12 protein-coding genes are annotated in these 21,954 nt (G+C 77.0%); 4 read left to right on the top strand and 8 right to left on the bottom strand.

Going from position 1 to position 21,954, the window contains the following annotated elements; all coding sequences use genetic code 11:
- Positions 1–6: 6 nt before the first annotated feature.
- The 3 genes from AC069X_RS05775 to AC069X_RS05765 are packed head-to-tail and all read right to left on the bottom strand — an operon-like array spanning position 7 to position 12,209.
- Positions 7–336, bottom strand: a complete 330-nt coding sequence (locus AC069X_RS05775) for an acyl carrier protein (RefSeq protein WP_478725484.1) — start codon at positions 334–336, stop codon at positions 7–9.
- On the bottom strand, positions 326–5,431 hold the full coding sequence (locus AC069X_RS05770; protein ID WP_478725482.1) for a type I polyketide synthase: 5,106 nt from the start codon (positions 5,429–5,431) through the stop codon (positions 326–328). The genes AC069X_RS05775 and AC069X_RS05770 overlap by 11 nt, the downstream gene beginning before the upstream one ends.
- Positions 5,424–12,209, bottom strand: a complete 6,786-nt coding sequence (locus AC069X_RS05765) for an SDR family NAD(P)-dependent oxidoreductase (protein WP_478725480.1) — start codon at positions 12,207–12,209, stop codon at positions 5,424–5,426. Before AC069X_RS05765 ends, AC069X_RS05770 begins: the two co-directional genes overlap by 8 nt.
- Before the next feature lie 483 nt (positions 12,210–12,692).
- Between AC069X_RS05765 and AC069X_RS05760 the strand changes: the two genes are divergently transcribed.
- Entirely contained in the window at positions 12,693–13,586 is an 894-nt protein-coding gene (locus tag AC069X_RS05760) for a LysR family transcriptional regulator (protein ID WP_478725478.1), read from the top strand.
- 185 nt (positions 13,587–13,771) lie between these two features.
- A complete protein-coding gene (locus AC069X_RS05755) occupies positions 13,772–15,034 on the top strand; it encodes an Ig domain-containing protein (RefSeq protein ID WP_478725476.1) in 1,263 nt (420 codons plus the stop codon).
- Positions 15,035–15,040: 6 nt separating this feature from the next.
- Here the strand turns inward: AC069X_RS05755 and AC069X_RS05750 are convergent, their stop codons facing one another.
- The 5 genes from AC069X_RS05750 to AC069X_RS05730 form a co-directional block, all read right to left on the bottom strand.
- A complete protein-coding gene (locus AC069X_RS05750) occupies positions 15,041–15,802 on the bottom strand; it encodes a hypothetical protein (protein WP_478725474.1) in 762 nt (253 codons plus the stop codon).
- A gap of 245 nt (positions 15,803–16,047) precedes the next feature.
- Positions 16,048–16,422 carry a VOC family protein gene (locus AC069X_RS05745; protein WP_478725472.1) on the bottom strand — a complete coding sequence of 125 codons (375 nt, stop codon included), beginning with the start codon at positions 16,420–16,422 and terminating at the stop codon, positions 16,048–16,050.
- 133 nt (positions 16,423–16,555) lie between these two features.
- Positions 16,556–17,290, bottom strand: coding sequence for a class I SAM-dependent methyltransferase (locus AC069X_RS05740; protein ID WP_478725470.1), 735 nt, complete (start codon positions 17,288–17,290; stop codon positions 16,556–16,558).
- A gap of 68 nt (positions 17,291–17,358) precedes the next feature.
- A complete protein-coding gene (gene dacB / locus AC069X_RS05735; RefSeq protein WP_478725468.1) occupies positions 17,359–18,978 on the bottom strand; it encodes a D-alanyl-D-alanine carboxypeptidase/D-alanyl-D-alanine endopeptidase in 1,620 nt (539 codons plus the stop codon).
- Between the two features lie 168 nt (positions 18,979–19,146).
- Positions 19,147–20,157 (bottom strand): glutathione S-transferase family protein, encoded by a 1,011-nt coding sequence (locus tag AC069X_RS05730; RefSeq protein ID WP_478725466.1) that lies wholly within the window; start codon positions 20,155–20,157, stop codon positions 19,147–19,149.
- A gap of 364 nt (positions 20,158–20,521) precedes the next feature.
- Between AC069X_RS05730 and AC069X_RS05725 the strand changes: the two genes are divergently transcribed.
- On the top strand, positions 20,522–21,463 hold the full coding sequence (locus AC069X_RS05725) for an alpha/beta hydrolase fold domain-containing protein (protein WP_478725464.1): 942 nt from the start codon (positions 20,522–20,524) through the stop codon (positions 21,461–21,463).
- Positions 21,352–21,915, top strand: coding sequence for a phosphatase PAP2 family protein (locus AC069X_RS05720; RefSeq protein WP_478725462.1), 564 nt, complete (start codon positions 21,352–21,354; stop codon positions 21,913–21,915). Before AC069X_RS05725 ends, AC069X_RS05720 begins: the two co-directional genes overlap by 112 nt.
- Positions 21,916–21,954: the final 39 nt, after the last annotated feature.

Raw genomic sequence — 21,954 nt, 5'->3', positions numbered from 1 at the left:
GCGGGCTCAGCCGGCCGCACGGGCCGGGGAGGCACCGCTGCCCGACGCGCCCCGGGCGAGGGAGGCGTGCGTGACCCGCCCGATGTGGGTGACGAGTTCACCGACGGACATGGCCAGGATGGCGTCCATGTCCTTCTCCGCCAGGAAGCCCATCAGGTCCACCCCGGAGCCGTAGCGCTGGTGCAGCGCCTCGGCGAGGGCGACGAACTCGATGCTCTCCAGGGCGAGGTCCTCGTTGAACGTCGTCTTCATCGTGACCTCGTCCGCGAGCAGGTACTCGTCGCCGACGATCTCCACCAGCATGCCGGTGATCTCGGCGAGGATGTCATTTCCCATGGCGTGTCTCCGTGAGGTGGAAGGGGACGGTGGACGGTGTGCCGTTGCCGTTGCCGTTGCCGTTGCCGTTGCCGTTGCCGGTCCAGGCCACGACGTGGCCGGGCGGGGCGGACCCCGTCAGCGTGGTGCGCACCGGGTACGGGAGCCCGTCAGGAGAGCGGACCAGCAGCCCGTCCGCGCCGTCCGGGCCGGCGGACACCCGCCAGTCCCGGGGCCGGCCGCCGAGCCCGCCGCCGTGCGCCTTGGCGGCGGCCTCCTTGGCGCACCACAGGGCGGTCAGCGCCTCCGGCAGACCTCCCTCCCGGGGGCCGGCCAGCGCCTCGGCGAGGCGGAGTTCGTCCGGCCCGAGGGCGATCCGGACCAGCGCGTCCGGGTCGGCGGTGACCGGCTCCACGTCGATGCCCACCGCCCGGTCCGGGTGGGCGAGGGCGACGGCGATCCGGTCCTTGTGGGCGATCGTCAGCCGGAACCCGGCGGTGAGGGCGCCCAGGGCCAGCGGGCGGCCCGCCGCGTCGTTCCCGACGGGCACCTCCGCCGGGAACACCGGCCCGGCACCGCCGTCCCACAGCAGCTGCCGCAACGCGTCCTTGGCCGCGATCCGGCCGAGCAGCCAGGGCGCGCGGGCGCGCGGCGACAGCCGCTCGTACGCCGCCCGTTCGGCGGCACCCAGGTAGCGGCGCATCACCAGCTCCTGCGAGGCCGGATCGCTCCAGCGCCTGCGGGCCAGGCACCACCCGCCGGGCTGCGGTTCGCCGATGCCGCACACCTCGGGGGTGAACTTCATCGGCCAGACCCGTTCGTCTGCGCCGAACCGGCGGTACGTCCACCCCTCGATCCGGGCCCACACCGCGCCGCCCGCCCGCCGCAGTTCGAGGTCGCCGCGCACGGTGACGTCGCGGACCTCACGGACCCGGGCCGTGGCCCCGACGAGTTCGTCCGGCGCCGGCGGCGGGCCGCAGAACCGCACGCGGTCCACGGTGGCCGGGAACACCAGCCGGTCCACCGGCAGGCTCAGCTGCATCCAGTGCCCGAACAGCTGGCCCGCCGCGTCCAGCAGCGCGCCCGGGTCGGGCAGGGCCCGCAGGACCCCCTCGATGCCGTCCGAGCCGACGGTGCGCACCTCGTGCACGGCGGCGAAGCGCGGGCCGTGGAACATCCACCGGTCCCGGTAGAGGGCGGCCGCGCTGACGGGGGCGGGGCGGGGGTCACGCAGCGGGGTCGTGTCGGGGGCGGGCGGGGGCGCGTGGCGCTCGCCGAGGAGGACGACCACGGAGGCGTACGCGCCGACCGCCACCCGGTACCGGCCGGGCCCCTCGCGGCGGACCAGGACCTCGACGTCCAGGGCCGGTTCCACGGGCAGCCACCGCAGGGCACGGACGTCCTCGTAGCCGGTGACGGCCAGACCGGCCGGCGCGTACCGCCGGGCGGCGTCGGCGGCCAGTTCCAGCATGGTGGTCATGGGCACGACCGGGAACCGGTCGGAGTCCTCGGGCCAGCCGTCGGGCTGGAGGTACACGCAGTGGTCCCGTACGTAGGGCAGCGCGGCGAGCGAGAACCGCAGGGTGTGCTTCCCCGTGGCCCTCCCCCCGCCCTGCGCCCCGGCCCCGGTCCCGGGCTCGGACCCGGCCCCGGCTGCGGCCCCGGGCTCTGACCCGGCCCCGGTTCCGGCTCCGGCAGCGGGCCCAGATCCGGATGCGGCCCTGGACCCGGCAGCGGGCCCAGATCCGGTGTCGGACCCGGCCCCTGACCAGGGTTCCGCGCCCGGTCCCTTCGCGTGCTCCGGGTCCCGCTTCCGGGCCGGGCCCGTCCGAGCCACGGGGGCGAGGCCGCCCTGGCGAGGCGGGTGCGCGGCCGTCCACGCCTCGGTGACGCTCCGCGCGGCGGAACGGGTGTCGTCGAGCACCGCGTCGAGCGCGGACAGCAGGACCGGCCGGCCCGGAGGTACGGCGGCCGCACGGTCGGGCTCGCCCGGGAGGGGGGCCGTGGTGAGGAGCCCGCTCAGGGAGGCCCGGGCGGCTTCGCCGAGCCGGACCAGCGGTGAGCCGAGGTCCAGGCGCATACCGCCGGCGCCCGCCGGGCCTGCGGATCCGGGCCGTGACCCCGAGCTCCCGGCGGCCGCGCCGGGGAGTCCAGCCGGGCGGACGGCGGACGAGGCGGCCGCGCCCGGCGGGACCGGCGTGCCGGCTCCGGCCTGCTCCTGTACGGCCGTCGGGGCCGGTGTGCCGGCTTCGGCCTGTTCCTGTGCGGCCGTTGGGACCGGTGTGCCGGCTCCGGCCCGTTCCTGCCCGCCCACCCGGACCGGCGTGCCGGCTCCGGCGTTCCCCTCCGCGCCCCCCGGGAGGGGCGCGGTGGCTTCGGCCCCGTGCGGTGCGTCCACCGGCAGGGGCGTTCCGGTCCCGGTCCGCGCGTCCGGCGGGGCCTGGGGCCGGGGACGTCGCCGGGGCGGGGTCTGGGCGCGGTCCGGCGACAGGAGGTCCCAGCGGGGGGCGTGGCCCTCCGCCCAGAGCGCGGCGCAGGTGCGGGTCAGGGCGGCCAGGCCCGGCAGGCGTGCCGAGGAGGCGGGGACCGACAGGTGGGGCCGGTCGCGCAGGGTGTCCTCGACGAAGCCCGGCAGGCTGCCGGGGCCCAGCGTCACGAAGCTGCGGACGTCCTGCTCCTCGTACAGCCGCAGCGTCAGCTCGCGGAAGCGGACCGGCTCCAGGAGGTGGCGCACCACCAGCTCCCGCACGTCCTCCGGGGCCTCGGGGAAGGGCGCGCACGTGGTGGCCGACCACACCGGGACGGAGCCGGGCTCCAGCGGAAGCCGCCCGAAGGCGGCGCGGACCTGGCCGAGGTAGGGCTCCCACATCGGGGTGTGGAAGCCGGAGCGGAAGGGCAGTTCCTGTCCCAGGACCCCCTCGCCGCGCAGCCGGGCGACCGCCGCCGCGACCTGCTCCGGGTCGCCGCAGACCACCGACTGGTGCGGGCAGTTGTCGTGGCTGACCACCACCGCGTCCAGCCCGTGCAGCGCCGCCCGCGCCCGCCCGGCCCCGCAGCCCAGCGCCGCGTACACCAGGTCCGGGACCCTCAGCGAGCCCGGCCGCAGCGAGTCGAGGAAGGCGTCGGCCGCGTCCTCGGGGTACATGCCGGCGGCCACCATCGCCGCCCACTCGCCCAGGCTGTGCCCCGCCAGTACGTCGGCCCCGATGCCGAGGGCCGGCAGCACCCGGGCGTGGAAGCGGCCCGTCGCGATGGCGTCCAGGGCCCGCTCGACCAGCGAACCGCCCCGGGTCAGGCGCGGCCGCTCCATGCCCAGCCGGTCCGCGACGTCGTCCAGCACCGGGGCGAACTCCGGCTCCAGGCCCGGGAAGAGGAACGCGACCCTGCCGCCCAGCGGCTCGGGGCTGAACCACACGTCCCCCCGCCCCCGCCAGGCCCGGCCCCGTGCCACCGCCTTCGCGGCCAGCGCGAGCCGCTGCGGCGTGGGCCCGGCCACCGCGACCCGGCAGGGCCCGTCCCCGCCGGACACCGGCGAGGGCGTGGCCAGCAGGGCCGCCAGCTCCGCCGGGGTGTCCGCCGCCAGCAGCAGTACGCCGCCCCCCGCGCCCGCCCCCACGGGCGCGGCCCCGCCGCCCAGCGGGACGAACCGGCGCACCGGGGGAGCCGCCCGCCCGGCGGCCGGAGCCTCCTCCAGCACCACGTGCGCGTTGATCCCGCCGAAGCCGAAGGCGTTGACCCCGGCCCGGCGCGGGGCCGGCCCCCGCTCCCAGGGCTCGGCGGCCGTCACGGGCCGCATCCGGGTCCCGGCCAGCGCCGGGTGGGGGTCCTCCAGGTGCAGGGTCGGCGGCAGCACCCCCTCGTGCACCGCCAGCGCGGCCTTGATCAGCCCGGCCATGCCGGAGGCCTGCATGGTGTGGCCGAGCGCCGACTTGACCGACCCGAAGCCGATCCCCGGGCCGGCCGCCGCGCCGGGCGGCCCGAACACCCGGGCCAGGGTGTCCAGTTCGGCCGCGTCCCCGACCGGGGTCCCGGTACCGTGGGCCTCCAGCAGCCCCAGCGCCCCCGGCGCCCCGGGATCCAGCCCGGCCTCCCGCCAGGCCCGCTCCAGCGCCCGTACCTGGCCCGCGACCAGGGGGCTCATCAGGCTCGCCGCCCGGCCGTCCCCGGCCACCCCCGTCCCGCGGACCACCGCGTACACCCGGTCCCCGTCGCGCTGCGCGTCCGCGAGCCGCTTCAGCAGCACCACCCCGGTGCCCTCGGACAGCAGCGTCCCGTCCGCCCGCCGGTCGAAGGGCCGGATCCGCTCGCTCGGACTCAGGGCCCGCAGCTGCGTGAACACGCTCCACAGGGTGGCGATGTGGCAGTGGTGCACCGCCCCCGCCACCACCGCGTCGCAGCGTCCGGCCGCCAGCAGCCCGACCGCCTGGTCCACGGCCAGCAGCGAGGAGGCGCAGGCCGCGTCCAGGGTGTAGGCGGGGCCCCGGAAGTCCATCCGGTTCGCGGTCCGGGCCGCGGTGAAACTCGGCACCAGACCGATCGAGGCGTCCGGCCGCTCCGGGCCCAGCGCCTCCTGGAAGGCCGTCCGTACCCGCGCGATCCGCCGCTCGCCCAGTTCCGGCGCCAGCTCCCGCAGCGTCTGCGCCAACTGGTGTGCCGTCCGCACCCGCTGGTCCAGCCGGGCGGTGGCCACCCCCATGAACCCGCCGCGCCCCAGCACCACCCCGATCCGCGACCGGTCGGCCGGCAGCCGTTCCTCGCCGCCCGCGTCCGCGACCGCCTCGGCCGTCGCCCGCAGCGCCAGCAGCTGGTCCGGTTCGGCCCCCTCCACCGCCGCCGGCATGATCCCGAACCGCGTCGGGTCGAAGCCCGCCAGGCCGTCGACGAAGCCCCCGCGCCGGCAGTAGAACCGGTCACCGGCCGCCGGACCGGACGCCGCGTCCGGGTCGTAGTACACCTCGGGGTCCCAGCGCTCCGGCGGGACCTCGCCGATGCAGTCGGTCCCCGCGAACAGGTTCCGCCGGTACACCGCCAGGTCACCGGCGCCGGGGAACACCGCGCCCATCCCCACGATCGCCGCGTCGGTCGGGCGCGGACCGTGCCCCGGCCGCTCACTCATCGCCGCGCCCTTCCTCCGGGGCGGCCGTGAGGACCACCTGTACGTCGTCCCCGTGCGCGAGTTCGGCGAGGAACGCGGCGGCCCCCGCCTCCGGCGCGATCAGCGGGATCCCCCGCCGGGCGTACGCGCGCTCCAGCTCGGGGGTGACCATCCCGCCCGCCTCCGCGGCCCAGGGCCCCCAGTCCACCGACAGCACCCGGCCCGGGAAGGACTCCGCCCAGGCGTGCGCGAGGGTGTCGAGGGCGTCGTTCGCGGCGGCGTAGTCGCTCTGGCCGCGGTTGCCGTACACCCCGGCGACGCTCCCGAACAGGGCCAGGAACCGGGGTGCGGGCCCCGCCCCGTGCTCGGCGGCCGCGGCCGCCAGGTTCCGGGCGCCGGCCACCTTGACGGCGAACACCTCCGCGAAGTCCGCCGGCCGCTTCTCGCGCAGCAGCCCGTCCCGCAGCACGCCCGCCCCGTGCACGATCCCGTCGAGCCGCCCGTGCCGGGCGCGCACGTCCGCCACGACGGCCCGTACGGCCGCCTCGTCCGTGACGTCCGCGCGGTGGTAGCGGACGGAGGCCGCCGCCCCGGCGAGGGCGTCCAGGGCGGCCCGCACCTCGCGCGCGGCGAGGATCCGCGAGGCCGCCGCCTCGATCTCGGCCGGGGTGCGCAGCCCCGAGGCGATGAGCGCGGCGCGGAGCGCGACCCGGTCCCGGGCCTGCCCGAACGCGTCCGCCCCGGTCGGCGGTTCGGGCGTACGGCCGACCAGCTCGACGTGGCAACCGGTGGCGCGGGCCAGCGCGAGGGCGGTCCGGGCGGTGATCCCGCGCGCCCCGCCGGTGAGCAGGACCACCGAGTCCGGGCCGAGCGGCGCCGCGTCCCCGGCCGCCGCGGGCGGGGCCGCCGGTACCGGCAGGCGGGCGAACCGGGTCCCGTCCGGGGCGTACCCGACGGAGGCGCACTCCTCGGACGCCTCACCGGCCAGTTCGGCGAGGAGCAGCCGGGCGGTCCGCTCGGGGTCCTCCTTGGGGTGGACCTCCACGGCGCGGACCAGCGTGCCGGGGAACTCCAGCGCGGCGCCGCGGGCGAACCCGTGCAGCCCGGCCCCCGCCGTCCCGGGAGCGGGCGCGGTGACCAGCAGCAGCCGGCCGGTCCCGCCGGCCAGGGCCTGCCGCAGCCCCTCGAACGCCGCCGGCAGCACCGGTTCGGCCCCGGCCCGCAGCGCGGACAGGTCGACCAGCCCGTCGCACCCGGCCTCCGCCCCGGCGAGGAGCCGCACCTCCGCCCCGTGCTCGCGCAGCGCCCCGCCGAGGGCCGCCGCGAGACCCTGGCCGTCCTCGACGACCCCGATCCGCAGGCCCCGCAGGGCCTCCGGGTCCCCGGCGGCCACCGCCACCGGGACCGCCTCGACCCGCAGCCGGGTGAGCGGGGCCGGTGCCGGCGCCGGTTCCCGTCCCGCTTCCGGGGAGGGGCCCGCGCCGGCGGAGCGGGAGACGATCCAGTCGACGATCCCGCGCAGCGTCTTGATCCGCGACAGCTCCTCCACCGCCGACTCGGTGGATCCGCCCGGCTCCCGCGGGAGCCCGACGCGGTCGGCCAGGGCGCCGATGATCTCCACGCGTTTGATCGAGTCGACGGACAGGTCCGCCTCCAGGTCGAGTTCGGGGTCGAGCATGTCCCGGGGGTAGCCGGTCCGGGCGTGGACGACCTCCAGCACCGCGTCCATCACCTCCTCGGCCGTACGCGGCGCCCGGGCCCCGTCCGCCGCGGCCGCCGGCTCCGGTACCGGCGCCGCCGCCGGCACGGGCGGGGTGCCGGTCAGGTCGAAGGGCCCGCCCGCCGCCCCGCCCCGCCCGGCGCCCGCCGCCGGCCGCTCGGGCGCCGCCGCGCCCAGGTACCCCAGCAGCACCGCCCGCTGGGCCTCCACCAGCTCGCGCGTCCCGCGCAGGTACTCCAGCACCGCCTCCTCGCGCCGGTCCCCGCCCCCGGAAGGAGCCGCGTCCCCCGAAGCCCGCGCCCCGGCGGGCGGTTCCACCCGCCGGGCCGGACGCAGCCCCCCGGCCACCGGCGCCCCGTCGGCCGTACGCACCAGGTGCCCGTCCACCAGCCAGCCCGGACGGCCCGGCGCCCGCTCCGGCAGCCGCCGCGTCCGGCCCCGGAACAGCGCCTCCGGCTCCACCGGCACGCCCGCCGCGGCCAGTTCCGCCAGCGCGGTGACCAGCCGGACCAGGCCGTGCTCGCCCGGCACGTCCAGCGGCACGGCCGTGTGCGGCCGGTCCCCGAGGATCAGGCCGACCAGCCCCGACAGCACCCGCCCGGGCCCGGCCTCCACGAAGGTCCGCACCCCGGCCGCGTACATGGCCTCCACCTGCTCCACGAACCGCACCGGCTCCGCCAGCTGCCGCGCCAGGAGCTCCCGTACGGCCCCGGCGTCCGCCGGGTACGGCCCGGCCGTGGTGTTCGACCAGACCGGTACGGCGGCGTCGGCCACCTCCGTACCGGCCAGCTCGGCCGCGAGCGCCCCGGCCGCCGCCGAGACCACCCCGCTGTGGAACGCGCACGCCACCGGGAGCGGCTCCGCCGTCAGGCCCGCCTCCCGGAGCGCGTCCAGGGCAGCGGAGACGGCCGCCGTCGGACCGGAGACCACGCACTGCCGGGGCGCGTTGTGGTTCGCCACCACGCAGCCGGCGCGCTCCGCGATCTCCCGCACCTCCTCCGGGGCCGCCCGCACCGCCGCCATCGATCCCGGATCCGCCCCGGCGGCGGCCAGGATGGCCTCGGCGCGGCGCGCGCTCAGCCGCAGCAGCGCGGGCGTGTCGTACACCCCGGCCGCCCACAGCGCGGTGAGCTCACCGTACGAGTGCCCCGCCACGCAGTCCGGCCGTACGCCGACCCGGCCGAGCAGCAGGTGCGCGGCCGCCCCCGCCAGCCCCAGGGCCGGCTGGGCCACGCGCGTGCCGGTGACCGCGGCCCGCTGGGCCGCCCGCCCGCCGGCGTCGAAGGCCGCCGGCGGGAACATCGCCGAGACCACCGCCCCCGGAGCCGCGTCCAGCAGCCCGCGCAGCGCGGGGAACGCCGTGAACAGCTCGCCCAGCATCCCCGGCCGCTGGCTGCCCTGCCCGGGGAAGACGAACGCCACCAGCCCCGGATCCGCGGACTCCGCCCGTACGTGGACCCCCGCGCCCGGCGCGAACGCCCGGGCCCGCTCCAGCCGGACGGCCAGCTCCTCCGTGTCGCCGGCCACCACGGCGACCCGCACCGGGCCCGTCCCCGAGGCGGCGGCCTCCGCCGCCAGGTCCCGCAGGCTCCACGGCCGCCCGGCCGCGTCGTTCTCCTCCAGCCGGGCCGCGAGCCGCGCCATCGCCCGGCCCGCCGCGCGCCGGTCCTCGCCCCGGAAGCAGAACAGCTCGGCCGGCCACTCCTCCAGCCCGTGCGCGGGCTCGTCCGCCCCGGCGTAACCGGCCAGCACCGCGTGGTAGTTGGTGCCCCCGAAGCCGAAGGCGCTCACCCCGGCGACGCGCCGGGGCGCGGGGACCGGCCAGGGCCGGGCCCGCTCGTCGAAGAAGAACGGACTGCTGCCCTCCCGCCAGGCCGGGTTGGGCGTCTCGATGTGCAGGGTGGGCGGCCGCACGCCCGAGTGCACGGCCCGCGCCGCCTTGATCAGCCCGGCCAGCCCGGCCGCGCACTTGGTGTGCCCGAGCTGCGATTTCACCGAGCCCAGCGCACAGGACCCGGGCGCGGCGCCCGACGCGGTGAACAGCTCCGTCAGCACCGCCAGTTCGGTGCTGTCGCCGACCACCGTGCCGGTTCCGTGCGCCTCCACGAGCCCCACTTCGGCCGGGGAGACCCCGGCCCGGGCGTAGGCCCGTTCCAGCGCCCGGCGCTGGCCCTCGGGGCGGGGCGCGGTCAGGCCCAGCGACCGGCCGTCGCTGGCCGCGCCGACCGCCTTCACCACCGCGTACACCCGGTCGCCGTCCCGTTCGGCGTCCGCGAGCCGCTTGAGGACCAGCACGCCCACCCCCTCGCCGAGCGCGATCCCGTCGGCGGCCGAGTCGAAGGGCCGGCAGCGGCCGCCGGGGGACAGGGCGCGGACCGAGGAGAACATCAGGTAGTCGTTGATCCCGTTGTGCACGTCCGCGCCCCCGCACAGCACCATGTCGCTGTCCCCGTCGCGCAGTTGCCGGCAGGCCAGGTCCAGGGCGGCCAGCGAGGAGGCGCAGGCGGCGTCGACCGTGCAGTTCGCGCCGCCCAGGTCCAGCCGGTTGGCGACGCGGCCCGCGATGACGTTGGCCAGGACCCCCGGGAAGGAGTCCTCGGTCAGCCGGGGCAGCTGCTCGTCCAGGCCCTCGGGGACGCCGCCCAGGTAGCCGGGGAGCAGGGACCGCAGCCCGTAGGCGCCGGCCAGCTCGGTACCGGCCTCCGCCCCGAACACCACCGAGGTCCGCGACCGGTCGAACTCCCGCTCCCGGCCGTAGCCCGCGTCCCCCAGGGCCCGGGCGGAGATCTCCAGGGCCAGCAGCTGGACCGGCTCGATCCCGGCCAGCGAGGCGGGCGGGATCCCGTGGGCGAGGGCGTCGAAGGGCACCGGGCCGAGGAAGCCGCCCCAGCGGGAGGGGGTGCGTTCACCCGCGCGGGCCGGGTCGGGGTCGTAGTACAGCGCCGGGTCCCAGCGCTCGGCGGGGACCTCGGTGACCGCGTCGGTGCCGTCGAGGACCCGCGCCCAGTAGCCGGCCAGATCGGGGGAGCCGGGGTAGGCGCAGGCCATGCCGACGATGGCGACGTCCAGCGGATCCGCGTCCTCCCCGGCGGGTGCGGGCGGCACCGCGAGCTCCGCGGCCCGCCGCTCCAGGAGCCGGGTCGCCCCCTCGGTCACCTGCGCGTGCAGCGCGGCCACCGTCGTGGCCCCCGAGCGCAGGGTGGCGGCCTGGCCGAGCATGAACAGCCCCTCCGCGTACTGCTGTTCCTCGGCGACCGGCTCCAGGCCGGGGGTGTCCGGCGTCCGGCGCAGCCCCTTGGCGGCGATCCGCAGCCGGCCCAGGTTCAGCCGCTCCAGCTCCTCCCATTTCTCGCGCGGCGGCGTACCGTCCCGCTCCAGCCGCCGCCGCGCGGCCTCGAAGGCCTCGGCGTACGGCGTCGCCGCGCAGCGCGTGGCGTGCCCGGGCGCGGTGTGCAGCAGCACGGTGTCCGCGCACTCCACCGCCGTCCGCTGGAAGACCGGGAGCACCGCACCGCACGCCACCGCCTCCTCCGTGAACAGGTAGGCGGTGCCCATCAGTACGCCGGTCCGCGCGCCCCGCGCGGCCAGCGGTGCGGCGGCCGCCACGGCCATGGCGGCGGAGCGCGCGTCGTGGATGCCGCCGGCGAACAGCACGTCCAGGGCCTGCGGATCGGGGCAGGCCAGCAGCCGTTCGATCTGCTCCTCCCACAGCGGGAACGAGGCGCGCGGCCCGACGTGCCCGCCGCACTCCATCCCCTCGAGGACGAACCGCCGCGCCCCCTCGGCGAGGTACCGCTCCAGCAGCCCCGGCGACGGCACGTGCAGGTGCGTCCGGATCCCGGCCGCCTCCAAGGGGGCCGCCTGCGCCGGGGTGCCGCCGGCGATGACGGCCCACGGCGGGCGGGCCTCGGCCACCGCCGCCAGCTGCTCCCGCCGCAGCTCCTCCGGGGCGAAGCCGAGCAGGCCCACCCCCCAGGGGCGGTCCCCGAGCCGCGCGGCCGTCGCGGCCAGGAGCCGGCGGACGTCCGGAGCCTCCATCACCGAGAGCGCCAGGTAGGGCACCCCGCCCGCGGCGGCCACCGCCTCCGCGAAGCCGGGCTGATCGCTGACCCGGGTCATCGGCCCCTGGGCGACGGCGGGTGCCCGCTCCAGTGGCCGGGCCCGTACGGCGGCCTCCAGGTGCCCGGTGACGGCCGCCCGCACGGCCCGCACCACCCCGCCGGTGCTCCGGTGGCGGGCCGCCAGCCGGGCAGCCGTCGCCCCGTCCTGGCCGACGGGCAGCAACCGCGCCCGCAGGCCGCGGGCGCCCAGCAGGGCGGGCACCGGCCCGTCGGGGACGGGCAGGTCCGGACGGGCGTACACCCGGTGCCCGTCCACCAGCCGGGTCTCCGAACCGTCCATCGCCCTTAGCGCGGCGGCGACTTCGCCGGGCAGCGACTCCTCGCCCTCGGTGGTCAGGGCGAGCTGTACGTCGAGCACCACCCCGGCGGCCCCGCCCGCGACGGCCGCGGCCGCCGTGTGCGGCCCGATCCCGCCCAGGGCCAGGACGGGCACCCCGGGCCCGGGGTCCGCGAGGAGCTGCTGGAGCAGGACGAAGGTGGTGGCCCCGCCCACCCGGCCGCCCGCCTCGTGACCCTTGGCGACCAGCGCGACCACCCCGGCGGACACGGCGGCCGCGGCTTCGGCCCGGCTGGTGACCTCGGCCCAGACGCGCGGCCGGCCGGGTGCGGCGGCCCAGGCGGCCACCCGCTCCGGGGTGTGCGCGGCGGGGTCCGCCAGCAGCACGGTGTCCACCTCGGGCGGCAGCTCGCCGGGCCCGGCCGGGCACCCCGGGGGCACCCGCACCCCGTACCGCCCGCCGCTGCCGCTGCCGCTGCCGCCGGGGCCGCCGTCGCCGAGCCGGCGGGCCAGTTCGGCGAAGGCGCGCCGCGCCGCGTCCGGGTCGCGGCCGAGGTCGAGCAGGCCGAGCGCCCCGGCACGTGCGGCCGCGGTCACGATCCTCGGGTTCGGCTCCTCGAACGGGCTGACCGCGACGACCAGTTCACGGGGGGAGGCGGACTGCTGGGGCGGGAGGGTCACGAGCGCTCCTCTTCCAGTGCTGTGTGACATGGCGCAGTACGGGGCGGAAGAACGGGGGCGAGCGATGAGGTGAGTGCTGCGCTGATCGCGGAGCGGCGCCGGGCGCCACCCCGGCCGCAGGCCGGCGCGACAGGGCTTGAAACCGTGGTCAAACGCCCGGACGCCGCGATGCATCGTGCGGGGGGCGCCGCACACTGTCAACAGACATACGGAATACGGTCCTTCGCCCCGGTGCGAAACCGGCCGCGCCCGGCGCCCGGGCCTCCCGCACCGGCCGCCCGCCCCCGCCACACCGCTGGCCTGCGGCTTTCCCCGGCCGGGCCGCCCGGCCCCGCGCACGGGCCGGCGTACGGCGTCCGCCGGGGCTCATGCCGCCCGTGCATGTCTTGCCGCCGAGCCGGTATGGAGCCGTCCCGGGGGCCGACGGCAGTTGTTCATCCACCGGCCCTTACAGGTCCATGCCCACGCCGTTACCGTCCGCTCATGACCCCCACGCTCGCGCAGCTCCGCTACCTCGTCGCCGTCGCCGACTGCCGGTCCATCACCGGCGCGGCCGCCTCGGTCTTCGTCGCGCAGTCCGCCCTGTCACGGGCGGTCCAGGCCATGGAAAGGGACCTCGGAGTCGAACTCCTCGCACGCCGGGGAAGGGGGGTGGACCTCACACCGGAAGGGGCCCGGGTCGTCCGGCTGGCCCGTACCGTGCTCAACGCGGTCGACGCCATCGACGACATCGGCACCCCGCACGGCAAGGACTCCCGGGCCGCCTTCACCCTCGTCACCACCCCCACCCTCGCGCTCGACCTGGCCACCGACCTGATCGCCGGCTTCACCGGACGCCACCCCGGCGTGGACATCCGCCTCCAGCAGCACGGCAGCCGCGAGGCCCTGGTCGAGGAACTCACCCGGGGGCGGGCCGAACTGGCCCTCGTCGACCTGCCCGTCGACAAGGAACTGTCCACCCACTTCATCCAGGAACGCGAGGTGGTGCTGATCTCACCGATCGGCACCCGGCTGCCGCACCCCGTCCCCCTGCGGATGCTCGACGGCCTCCCCATGGTGCTGCCCACCCCCGGCACCGGCCGCCGCACCGAGATGGAAGCCATGTTCAGCTGCATGGGCGTACGCCCCGTGCCCTCCCTGGAGGTCGACGAACGCCTCGCCTGGGTGACGGGCGTGACCGATGGACGCGGCTCCCTCATCTGGTACCGCGACGTGGTCTCCAGAGCCTTCGGGACCCGGGCCGAGATCCGCTCCTTCACTCCGGCCCTGCTGCGCCCGGTGGGCATCGCGCACCCCCGGCGGCCGCTGAGCCGCGCGGCCCGCGCCTTCATCGCCCACGCCGGGCACAAGGCGCCGGTACGCGAGCCCGAGCGCTGAACCGCCGGCCGGGGGCCCGGAAACGCCCGACCGGGGCGCCCGGCCCGGAGCCGGACCCCGGCCCGGAGCCGGACCCCGGCGCGCGGCAGGCCCGGCGGCGCTATGCCGGTCCGGCATTGAACGATGCTCGAACGGGAGGCCCCCGGGGCTGGCGCCGCCGGCCGGCACCGCCTCACATGGTCCGCATGCCCCGACTCCTGACACCCCCCATGGCCGCGGCCCTCGCGACCGCGGCCCTCGCCACGCTCCTGTCGGCCGTGGCCCGGACGGCGGACGCCACCGCCTCCCCGGCCCCCGCGCCCCGGGCCGTCGCCGCCGCCCCGGCCCCCGGGAAGAAGTGCACCCTGCCCGGCGGGATGACCGAGATCAGCGGGCTCGCGATGAGCCGCAGACACCCCGGCGTCTTCTACGCCGTCAACGACAGCGGCAACACCAACCAGGTCTTCGCCATCGACTGCACTGGCGCCACCGGCGTGCTCAAGGCCACCCTCACGGTCGCGGGCGTCCCCAACACCGACTGGGAGGGCCTGGCGATCGGCAAGGACGCCACGGGAGCCCCGGCCGTCCTCGTCGGAGACATCGGGGACAACTTCGGCAGCCGCGCGGAGATCGCCGTCCACGGCTTCCCCGAACCGGAACGGCTCACCAGCGCCACGGTCACCCCGGTGACGTACCGCTTCGCCTACGCGGACGGCCGGCACGACGCCGAGTCCCTGCTCGCCGACCCGCTCACCGGCCGGATCCACATCGCGAGCAAACGGATCGGAGCGGCCGGACAGCTGTACCAGGCCCCGCTCCCGCCGGTGACCGGGCAGGTCAACACCCTGACCGCCGTCCGCCCCGGCCCGGTCTTCGCCACGGACGGGGCCTACTCCCCGACGGGCGCCTCGTACGCGCTCCGCAGCGGCGGCCCGCTGGGCGCCGACACCGCCTCGGTGTACGACGCGTCGGGCACCAGACTCGCGGACGTGGCCCTCCCCGCGCAGTCGCAGGGCGAGACGGTCACGTACGCCGACTGCGCGCACCTCCTGGTCGGCTCGGAGAACGACCCCCAGATCTGGCAGGTCCCCCTCCCCCCGGAAGCCACCCCCGGCTGCGGCACCACCCCCACCCCCACGCCGACCCCGACCCCTACCCCCACGCCCACGCCGACGACGCCCACCCCGACCCCCACGCCCACCCCGGCCGACCTGAGGCTCGCCGACCCCGGGCCCCGGACGTGCCGGTTCAACCAGCCCTGCACCCTCCAGCTCACCGCCACCGGCGGCCGACAGCCCCTCCGCTTCGCCGCGGCCGGCCTGCCCTGGGGCCTCACCCTCGACCCCGCCTCGGGCCGCGTCACCGGCAGACCGTGGAGCAGCGGCACCACCCAGGTCACCGCCACCGTGACCGACTCCGCCGGGGCGAGCGCGGGCACGGCCTTCGCACTCACCGTCAACTGGTTCTGAGCGCCGCTACAGGTACGTCTTCCAGGGCATCGGCCCCTCGCCGAGGTAGTGCCCGTGCCCGAGCTCCGCCGGCGAGTACGGCCGGAACCCCTCCACCGTCCGGGGATCGCCCGCCAGGAAGGCCCGTACGATCCGTCCGGCCCGGCGGGCGGGGTCCTCGTCGCCGACGGTGGTCGTCCCGCCGAACTCCTCGGCCCGCCGGTACCCGCCGTCCGGGTCCTGCTCGTCGCGGAAGAAGTAGACCAGCACCTGTCCGGGGTGCGCCGGATCCGTCCACACGTGGCCCAGCTCGCACGACCACCGCTCCAGCCACCCGGTCTCGCCACGCAGTCCGTCGAGCACCAGCCGGGCGACGGTCTGCGCCGGCCACTCCCAGCCGCCGTCCCGGCGGGCCCGCTCCAGCTCGGCGTCGTACCGGGCGGCGTCGAAGCGGTACTCGGGCAGTCCGGGAACCCCCTCCTCGGCCGGCCGCCAGCTCCACACCACCGTGTCGCCGTCGCGCCGCAGCGTGAGGTACAGCAGATCGTGGCAACCGCACCACTGTTCCGCGAAGGTCACCGAGTGCGGCCTGTGGCCCACCGACAGCGGTCCGCCGGGCAGCAGCCACTCCCTGGGGTGGCCGCACCGGGCGCCGTGCTCCTCGTCCTCGAAGGTCTCTTCGATCACGTCCACCCCGTCGATGAGCGGGCGGATCTCAAGGTCCTCGTGAGGGCCCAGTGAGGGGTCGTTCCTGACATACAGGCGCAGAACATTCAATTCCTCGGTCATCAGGCCAGGCTGACGCCCCGCCGCCCCCGATGCCACCCGGTTTCGCAGGCCCCCGCGTGCCGTATAGTCGACCTCGTACTCGCCGCAGCGAAACACGGTGGACGGGACACGCGTTGGTGGTCCAAGGAAAGACACCCCACTTCCCGTGGGGGAATGCAGGTGCAAGGCCTGCCCAGCGCTCGACCGGAGGCCCCGGTCTCCTCACGGAGACCGGGGCCTTCCGCGTGGGCGGGGGCCGCCGGCCGCTACGGCTCCTGGAGCACGGAGAGGACGTTGCCCGCCGGGTCCGTGAACCAGGCGATCTGCGGGCCGCCCGACTCGCGGACGACGCCCTTGTCGTCGTGGGTGAACGCCGGGTACCGCTCGAAGCCGACGCCCCGGTGCGTCAGTTCCTCGACCGCCGCGTCGATGTCGTCGACCGGGAAGTTCAGCACGGTGAAGCCCGCCGGGGTGTGGTCGGGCTTCGGGTAGACGAGGATCTCCGTGCCGCCCGCGATGTGCAGGGTCAGCATGCCGTTCTGCTCGGTGACCCGCAGGCCGAGGGTCTCGCTGTAGAACTCCCTCGCCCGCTGGAGGTCGTTCACGGCGAATCCGCTGTATGCCTTGGTGTTGGTGAACACGTGCCGTCCTCTCCCGTGCCCCCGGGTCAGGGCGCTACGAGTGTTCCCCAGCACCGTCCCGGACACCGCCGCGAACCGGCCCGGCGGGCCGGAATACCCCCCGATGGGAGCAGGGGCCGGGGTGAAGGAGGGCCTACCCGCGGACGGCCAGGTGCAGCCTGAGCGCGTAGTGCTCCCGGAGCAGGCCGTCCGGGAAGAGGGCGGCGAGGCGGGCGCGCTCGGCGGCGAGGAAGGCCTCCGTGCCCGGCTCGCCCACGAGGAAGAGCGAGTGGGTGGAGAGCTTGCCGAGGTGCGCCTCGACGGAGATCCGGCGCGACCAGCTCAGCCGGCGGGTCGCGAACTCCAGGCCCGGCTGCGAACGGGCCGGCCCGTTGACGTACCAGCCCGGGCCGAAGTGCTTCTCGATGCGCGCCTGCTGGTCGGCGATCCACTCCACCCCGGTGTCCGGGTCGTTGGACCAGACGGCCAGCGCGCCCCCGGGCCGCAGGACGCGCAGGGCCTCGGGACCGGAGCGGGCCGGCTCCGTCCAGTGCCAGGACTGCGCGTAGGTCAGCAGGTCGGTGCTCGCGGTGGCCAGCGGCAGCCGGTCGCCGTCGCCGCGGACCAGCGCGATCCCCGGGTTCCGGCGGCGGAACTCCGCCGCCATGCCCTCCCCGGGTTCCACCGCCACCACCCGCGCCCCGCGGGCGTGCAGCAGGGCGGTGGCGATCCCGGTGCCGGCGCCGACGTCGGCGACGCGGGCGCTGGCCAGCGGGAAGCCCGCCATCTCCTCGACGGCGTCGAAGAGCTCGGCCGGATAGGCGGGGCGGTGGTCGGCGTAGCGGGCCGCCGCCGAATCGAACGAACGGGCACGGGGTCCGGTGGTCATGGCGTCCATATACCGCCCCGCACGGACCGCCGGTCAAGAGGGCGGCCGGGCCGGTGGCCGGTGTGCGGTCAGGGCGGCTCCTGGAGGTACGCGGCGATCCGGGCCAGGTCGTTCGCGATCCCCACCACGTCCTCGGGGTCGGCCGTCGCGGTCATCGCACCCGTGACGCCCGCGTAGAAGGTGTCGAAGCGGCCGCCGCCCTTGTCGAGGTAGCCGGCGATGGTGATGGCGCCCACCGAGAGCCGGTCGTTGAGGAGGTCGCCGCCGACGGCCGCGCCGGTCTTCGCGAACACCTTGCCGCGCGCCGGGCAGTCGCGGCAGTTCTCCGCGAGCAGCCCGTCGACCCCGAGGACGGGCAGCGCCTCCCGGAACCGCCGCGCGTCCGGGGTGCCCTGCCAGTACGCCAGCATCTGCACCAGGGCCTGGGGCGTGACCCGGTCGGCGGGGTTGCCGCCCCGGCCGTCCATCAGCGCGACCTGCTCGCGGTCGACGCCCACCCGGTCCAGGAAGGCGGCCATCACGGGAAAGCCGTCGGCGCACTGGCGGCTGCCGGTGGTGACGGCCAGCAGGCAGACCGCCAGGTTGGCGCCCAGGTTGTGACTGACCTTCAGGATCAGCTTCGCGTACTGCTCGTACGGGGGCGAGGTGTACGCGGCGACGCGCGGCACCCCCGCGTAGTCGCGCGGCAGCCGGGCGGCCGGATTGGGCCCCGTCGCGGGCGCGGTGACCTCCACGCCGGCCCGGCCGAGCGCCTCGATCAGCGCGGTCCGGCCGAAGGAGGCCGGGTCCGTGACCGGGGAGGTGCGCAGCAGGGGCGGGGCGCCGGCGGCGATGGTCCCGGACAGCCGGATGCGGGTGCCGCCCCCGGTCGCGGTCACCGTGATGTCCGTCGGCTCGCCGGCCGCGACGGTCTTCACCGTCGAGGTGACCTCGTACGGCGCCACCTTCGGCCGCCAGTCCAGCCGGGCGTCCGTGCCCGCCCGGTCCCCGGGGGTGGTCAGCAGGTCGATGAGGTTGTCGTTGACGATGAGCGGGGTCGGGACGGGATCGAGCCCGGGGTCGGGGGCGAAGAGCCGGCTGTCGACGATCACGTCGCCCTCGACGCGGGTGATGCCGGCCTCGCGGACCTGCCGGGCGAGCCGGTCGATCCCGGCGAGGGGGTTCTCCGGGGTGAGGGTGGCTCCCGGGAAGTCGTCGGCGTACGTGTGGTCGAGGTCGGTGTAGGCGACCGTCCCGTCGGGCCGGGTCCGTCCGCCCAGGGTGAGGTCGCCCTGGGCGACGAGGTCGAGGTCGCCGGTCAGGGTGGACCCCTCGCGCCGCCCGACCGCGTAGACGGGCGTCACGAAGCGGTGGTCGCGGCCGAGGGTCTGCCAGGCGGCGGAGACGGGGAACAGCTTCGCGGTGGAGCCGGGGATGAAGAACTGGCCGGGGAACAGGGCGTGCAGCACCCGCCCGTTGGCCGGCTCGGTCTGCAGGAGCCCCCACTGGGCGTACCGGTACTCGGGCTCGCGCATGATCTCCGTGATGCGCGGGTCGAGACCGGCTCCGGACGGCGACGGCGTCGGCGTCGGCGTCGGTGAGGGGGCCGCCCGGGCCCCCGTACCGGCGGTGAGCGCCACCAGCAGCAGGGCGGCGCAGCCGGCGGCCGCCCGGCGCCGCAGCCCCGCGGGCAGGATCGGATTTCGCACGGCGCGCTCCGTTCGTCGCGGCTGCCCCCCGCAGGGGCCCCGAGACCTGCCAACAGGTTGCCACGGCCCCCAGCGGCCCGCACGTCACCCGGTTGCGGCAACGGCCCGGCCGGCCCGGCGGTGGCGGCCACCTCGCGGAACGCCCGGGCGGCGCGGGCCGCGGGCGCGTCAGCCGTGCGAGGGGGTGCGCTGGGGCGGGACGGTCTCGGCGGGCGAGAGGGGACCGGGCGGGGTGCCGTCGCCGAAGGGGCGTCCGCCCAGGGCCGCCCGGCCGTGCGGTTCGAGCCAGCCGGAGGCGTCGGGGCCGAGGGGCACGATCCCGGACGGGTTGATGTGGCTGTGGACGACGTAGAAGTGCCGCTTGATGTGGTCGAAGTCGACCGTGTCCCCGAACCCGGGCGTCTGGAACAGGTCCCGGGCGTACGCCCACAGCACCGGCATGTCCGAAAGCCGCTCCCGGTTGCACTTGAAGTGGCCGTGGTAGACGGCGTCGAAGCGGACGAGCGAGGTGAAGAGCCGGATGTCCGCCTCGGTGATGGTGTCGCCGACGAGGTAGCGGGACCGCTCCAGCCGCTCGGAGAGCCGGTCGAGACGGGCGAAGAGGCGCCCGTACGCCTCCTCGTACGCCTCCTGCGACGTGGCGAAGCCGGTGCGGTAGACGCCGTCGTTGACGTCCCGGTAGATCTCTTCGCCGACCGCGTCGATCTCCGGGCGCAGCGCGGCCGGATACAGGTCCGGGGCCCCCTCGCGGTGGTACGCCGTCCACTCCAGCGACATGTCGAGGGTGATCTGCGCGTAGTCGTTGGTGACCACCTCGCCGCTCGGCACGTCCACGATGGCGGGCACGGTGATGCCACGGTCGTAGCCGGGGTCGCGGGCGAGGTACGCCTCCTGGAGCCGCTCTATCCCGAGCACCGGGTCGCGGCCGCCGGGGTCGAGGTCGAAGGTCCAGCTGCGGACGTCGTGCGTCGGTCCGGCCACGGCCATGGGCAGGGCCTTCTCCAGCCCGAGGAGCCGCCGGACGATGATCGCGCGGTGCGCCCAGGGGCAGGCGCGGCTCACCACGAGGCGGTAGCGGCCGGGCTCCACCGGGAAGCCGTCGCGCCCGTCGGCGGTGATCCGGGTGGTGATGTAACGGCTGTCGCGGGAGTACCCCTTGGCGGGGCGTACGTTGCTCATCCCCCGGTCCTACCCGCGAACCGGCCCCGGCGAGCGGCCGCTCCAGCGGTGCTCCGTCAGCCCTCGTCCGGCCCTCGGTGAAACCCGCCGGCGACGCCCGGCCGTCACGCCCGGGCGTCACGCCGGGGCCGCCGGCCGGACCGTCGGTGGTACCACGAGGTTGCTCGTGTCGGCATCCCGGGCGTAGCTGTGGTGAGCCCCGCCCTTGTGGGTGGTGGCGGGTCTGGCTACAGTCCACTGTTACACGTGTAACTCGCTGGGCGCCGCCCGGCGGTGGGCGCGAGCAGCACCGGACCGGAGCCGCGATCCCGTCCGGGCCCCCGCCATCCCCTTCTCCCGCCCCACCCCGTGCGAAAGGGCCGCAATGACGCAATCGCTCCCGGCCGAGGCCGACATGACCTGGCCGCCCCCTCCCTACCGGGCCCCCGTGCCTCCCGTGGTCGCCGAGAACGGCGAACGCCGCTTCGACGGGGTCACGTACGCCACCCGGCCCGGCTACCGGCCCCGGCTGCTGGACGTCCGCGTGCCCGCCGCGGCGGGCCCCCTCCCGGCCGTGGTCTGGATCCACGGCGGCGGCTGGCTGGAGGGCGACCGGCGCTACCCGCCGCCGACGGTCCCCGCCGAACTGCTGCACGGCACGGTCCTGGCGGCCGGACTGGCCCTGGTCTGCGTCGACTACCGGCACAGCCTCGAAGCCCCGTTCCCGGCGCAGCTGCACGACGTCAAGGCCGCCATCCGCTACGTCCGCGAGTTCGCCGGGGACTTCGGCATCGACCCCGGACGGATCGCCGTCTGGGGCGAGTCCGCGGGCGGCCACCTCGCCGCCCTCGCCGGTCTGACCGGCCCGCACACCCCCGGCGCCGACGCCCTCGAAGGCACCGAGGGCGTCGGACGCGGCGACACCTCCGTACGGGCCGTCGTCGACTGGTACGGCGTGTCCGACCTGGTCTCCCTGCGCGAGCACCCCATGCCGCCGATGCCGCCGGGCGTGGAGATCCCCGACCCCTACGAGGCGCTGCTGGGCGGCACCGAGGAGGAGCGCCCGGCGCTGGCCCGGGCGGCGAGCCCCGTGACGTACGCGGTCGGCGCCCCGGCTCCGCCGCCGTTCCTGCTGATCCACGGCACGGCCGACGGCCTCGTCCCGTACTCCCAGAGCGAGGCGCTCGACGCGGCGCTGCGCGAGTCCGGCGGCGCATGCCTGCTGGAGCCGGTGGAGGGTGCCGACCACATCTTCCTCGGCGCCCCGGACATCCCGGCGGTCGTGAGCCGGAGCGTGGCCTTCCTCGCCCGCCACCTGGGTGCCTGAGGCACGCCGCCCATGAGCGAGAGACCCGTTCCCGCGCACCGGGACCCCCGTGTACTGCCCCTCGGCCTGCTGCCGGCCGGGGTGGTCGTACCCCTGGCGCTGCCGGCCTGGCTGCTGCTGCGCAGTCCAGACCCTCAAGCGCCTGGTGGACCGGCCGCGCCCCGAGCATCCGCTGGTCCGGGTGGACCACGGCTCGTTCCCGTCCGGGCACGCGGCCGCGGCGGCGGGCCTGGTGGTGCGCGGGGACGCTGTTCACGCTGGCCATGATGTGGAGCCGGACCTGGCTGCACGCGCACCGGCTCAGCGACACCGTCGTGGGCGCGGCCGCCGGGGCGGGGACCGCGCTGCTGGTGTGGCGCGCCTTCATGCCCGTGCTCGCGCGGGAGCGACGCGGCTCCGCGGTGGGCGAGGGGGCGCCGCGGGCCCTGCCGCCCCAGGCCGTCGGCGGCTGACGCGGACGCCGGCCCGGCAGCCGCGCCGCTCCCGGACCG

The sequence above is a fragment of the Streptomyces sp. NPDC043896 genome, from assembly GCF_056435605.1.
Note: the sequence above shows the minus strand (reverse complement) of the source record. Positions and strands in the feature narration are given on the sequence as shown.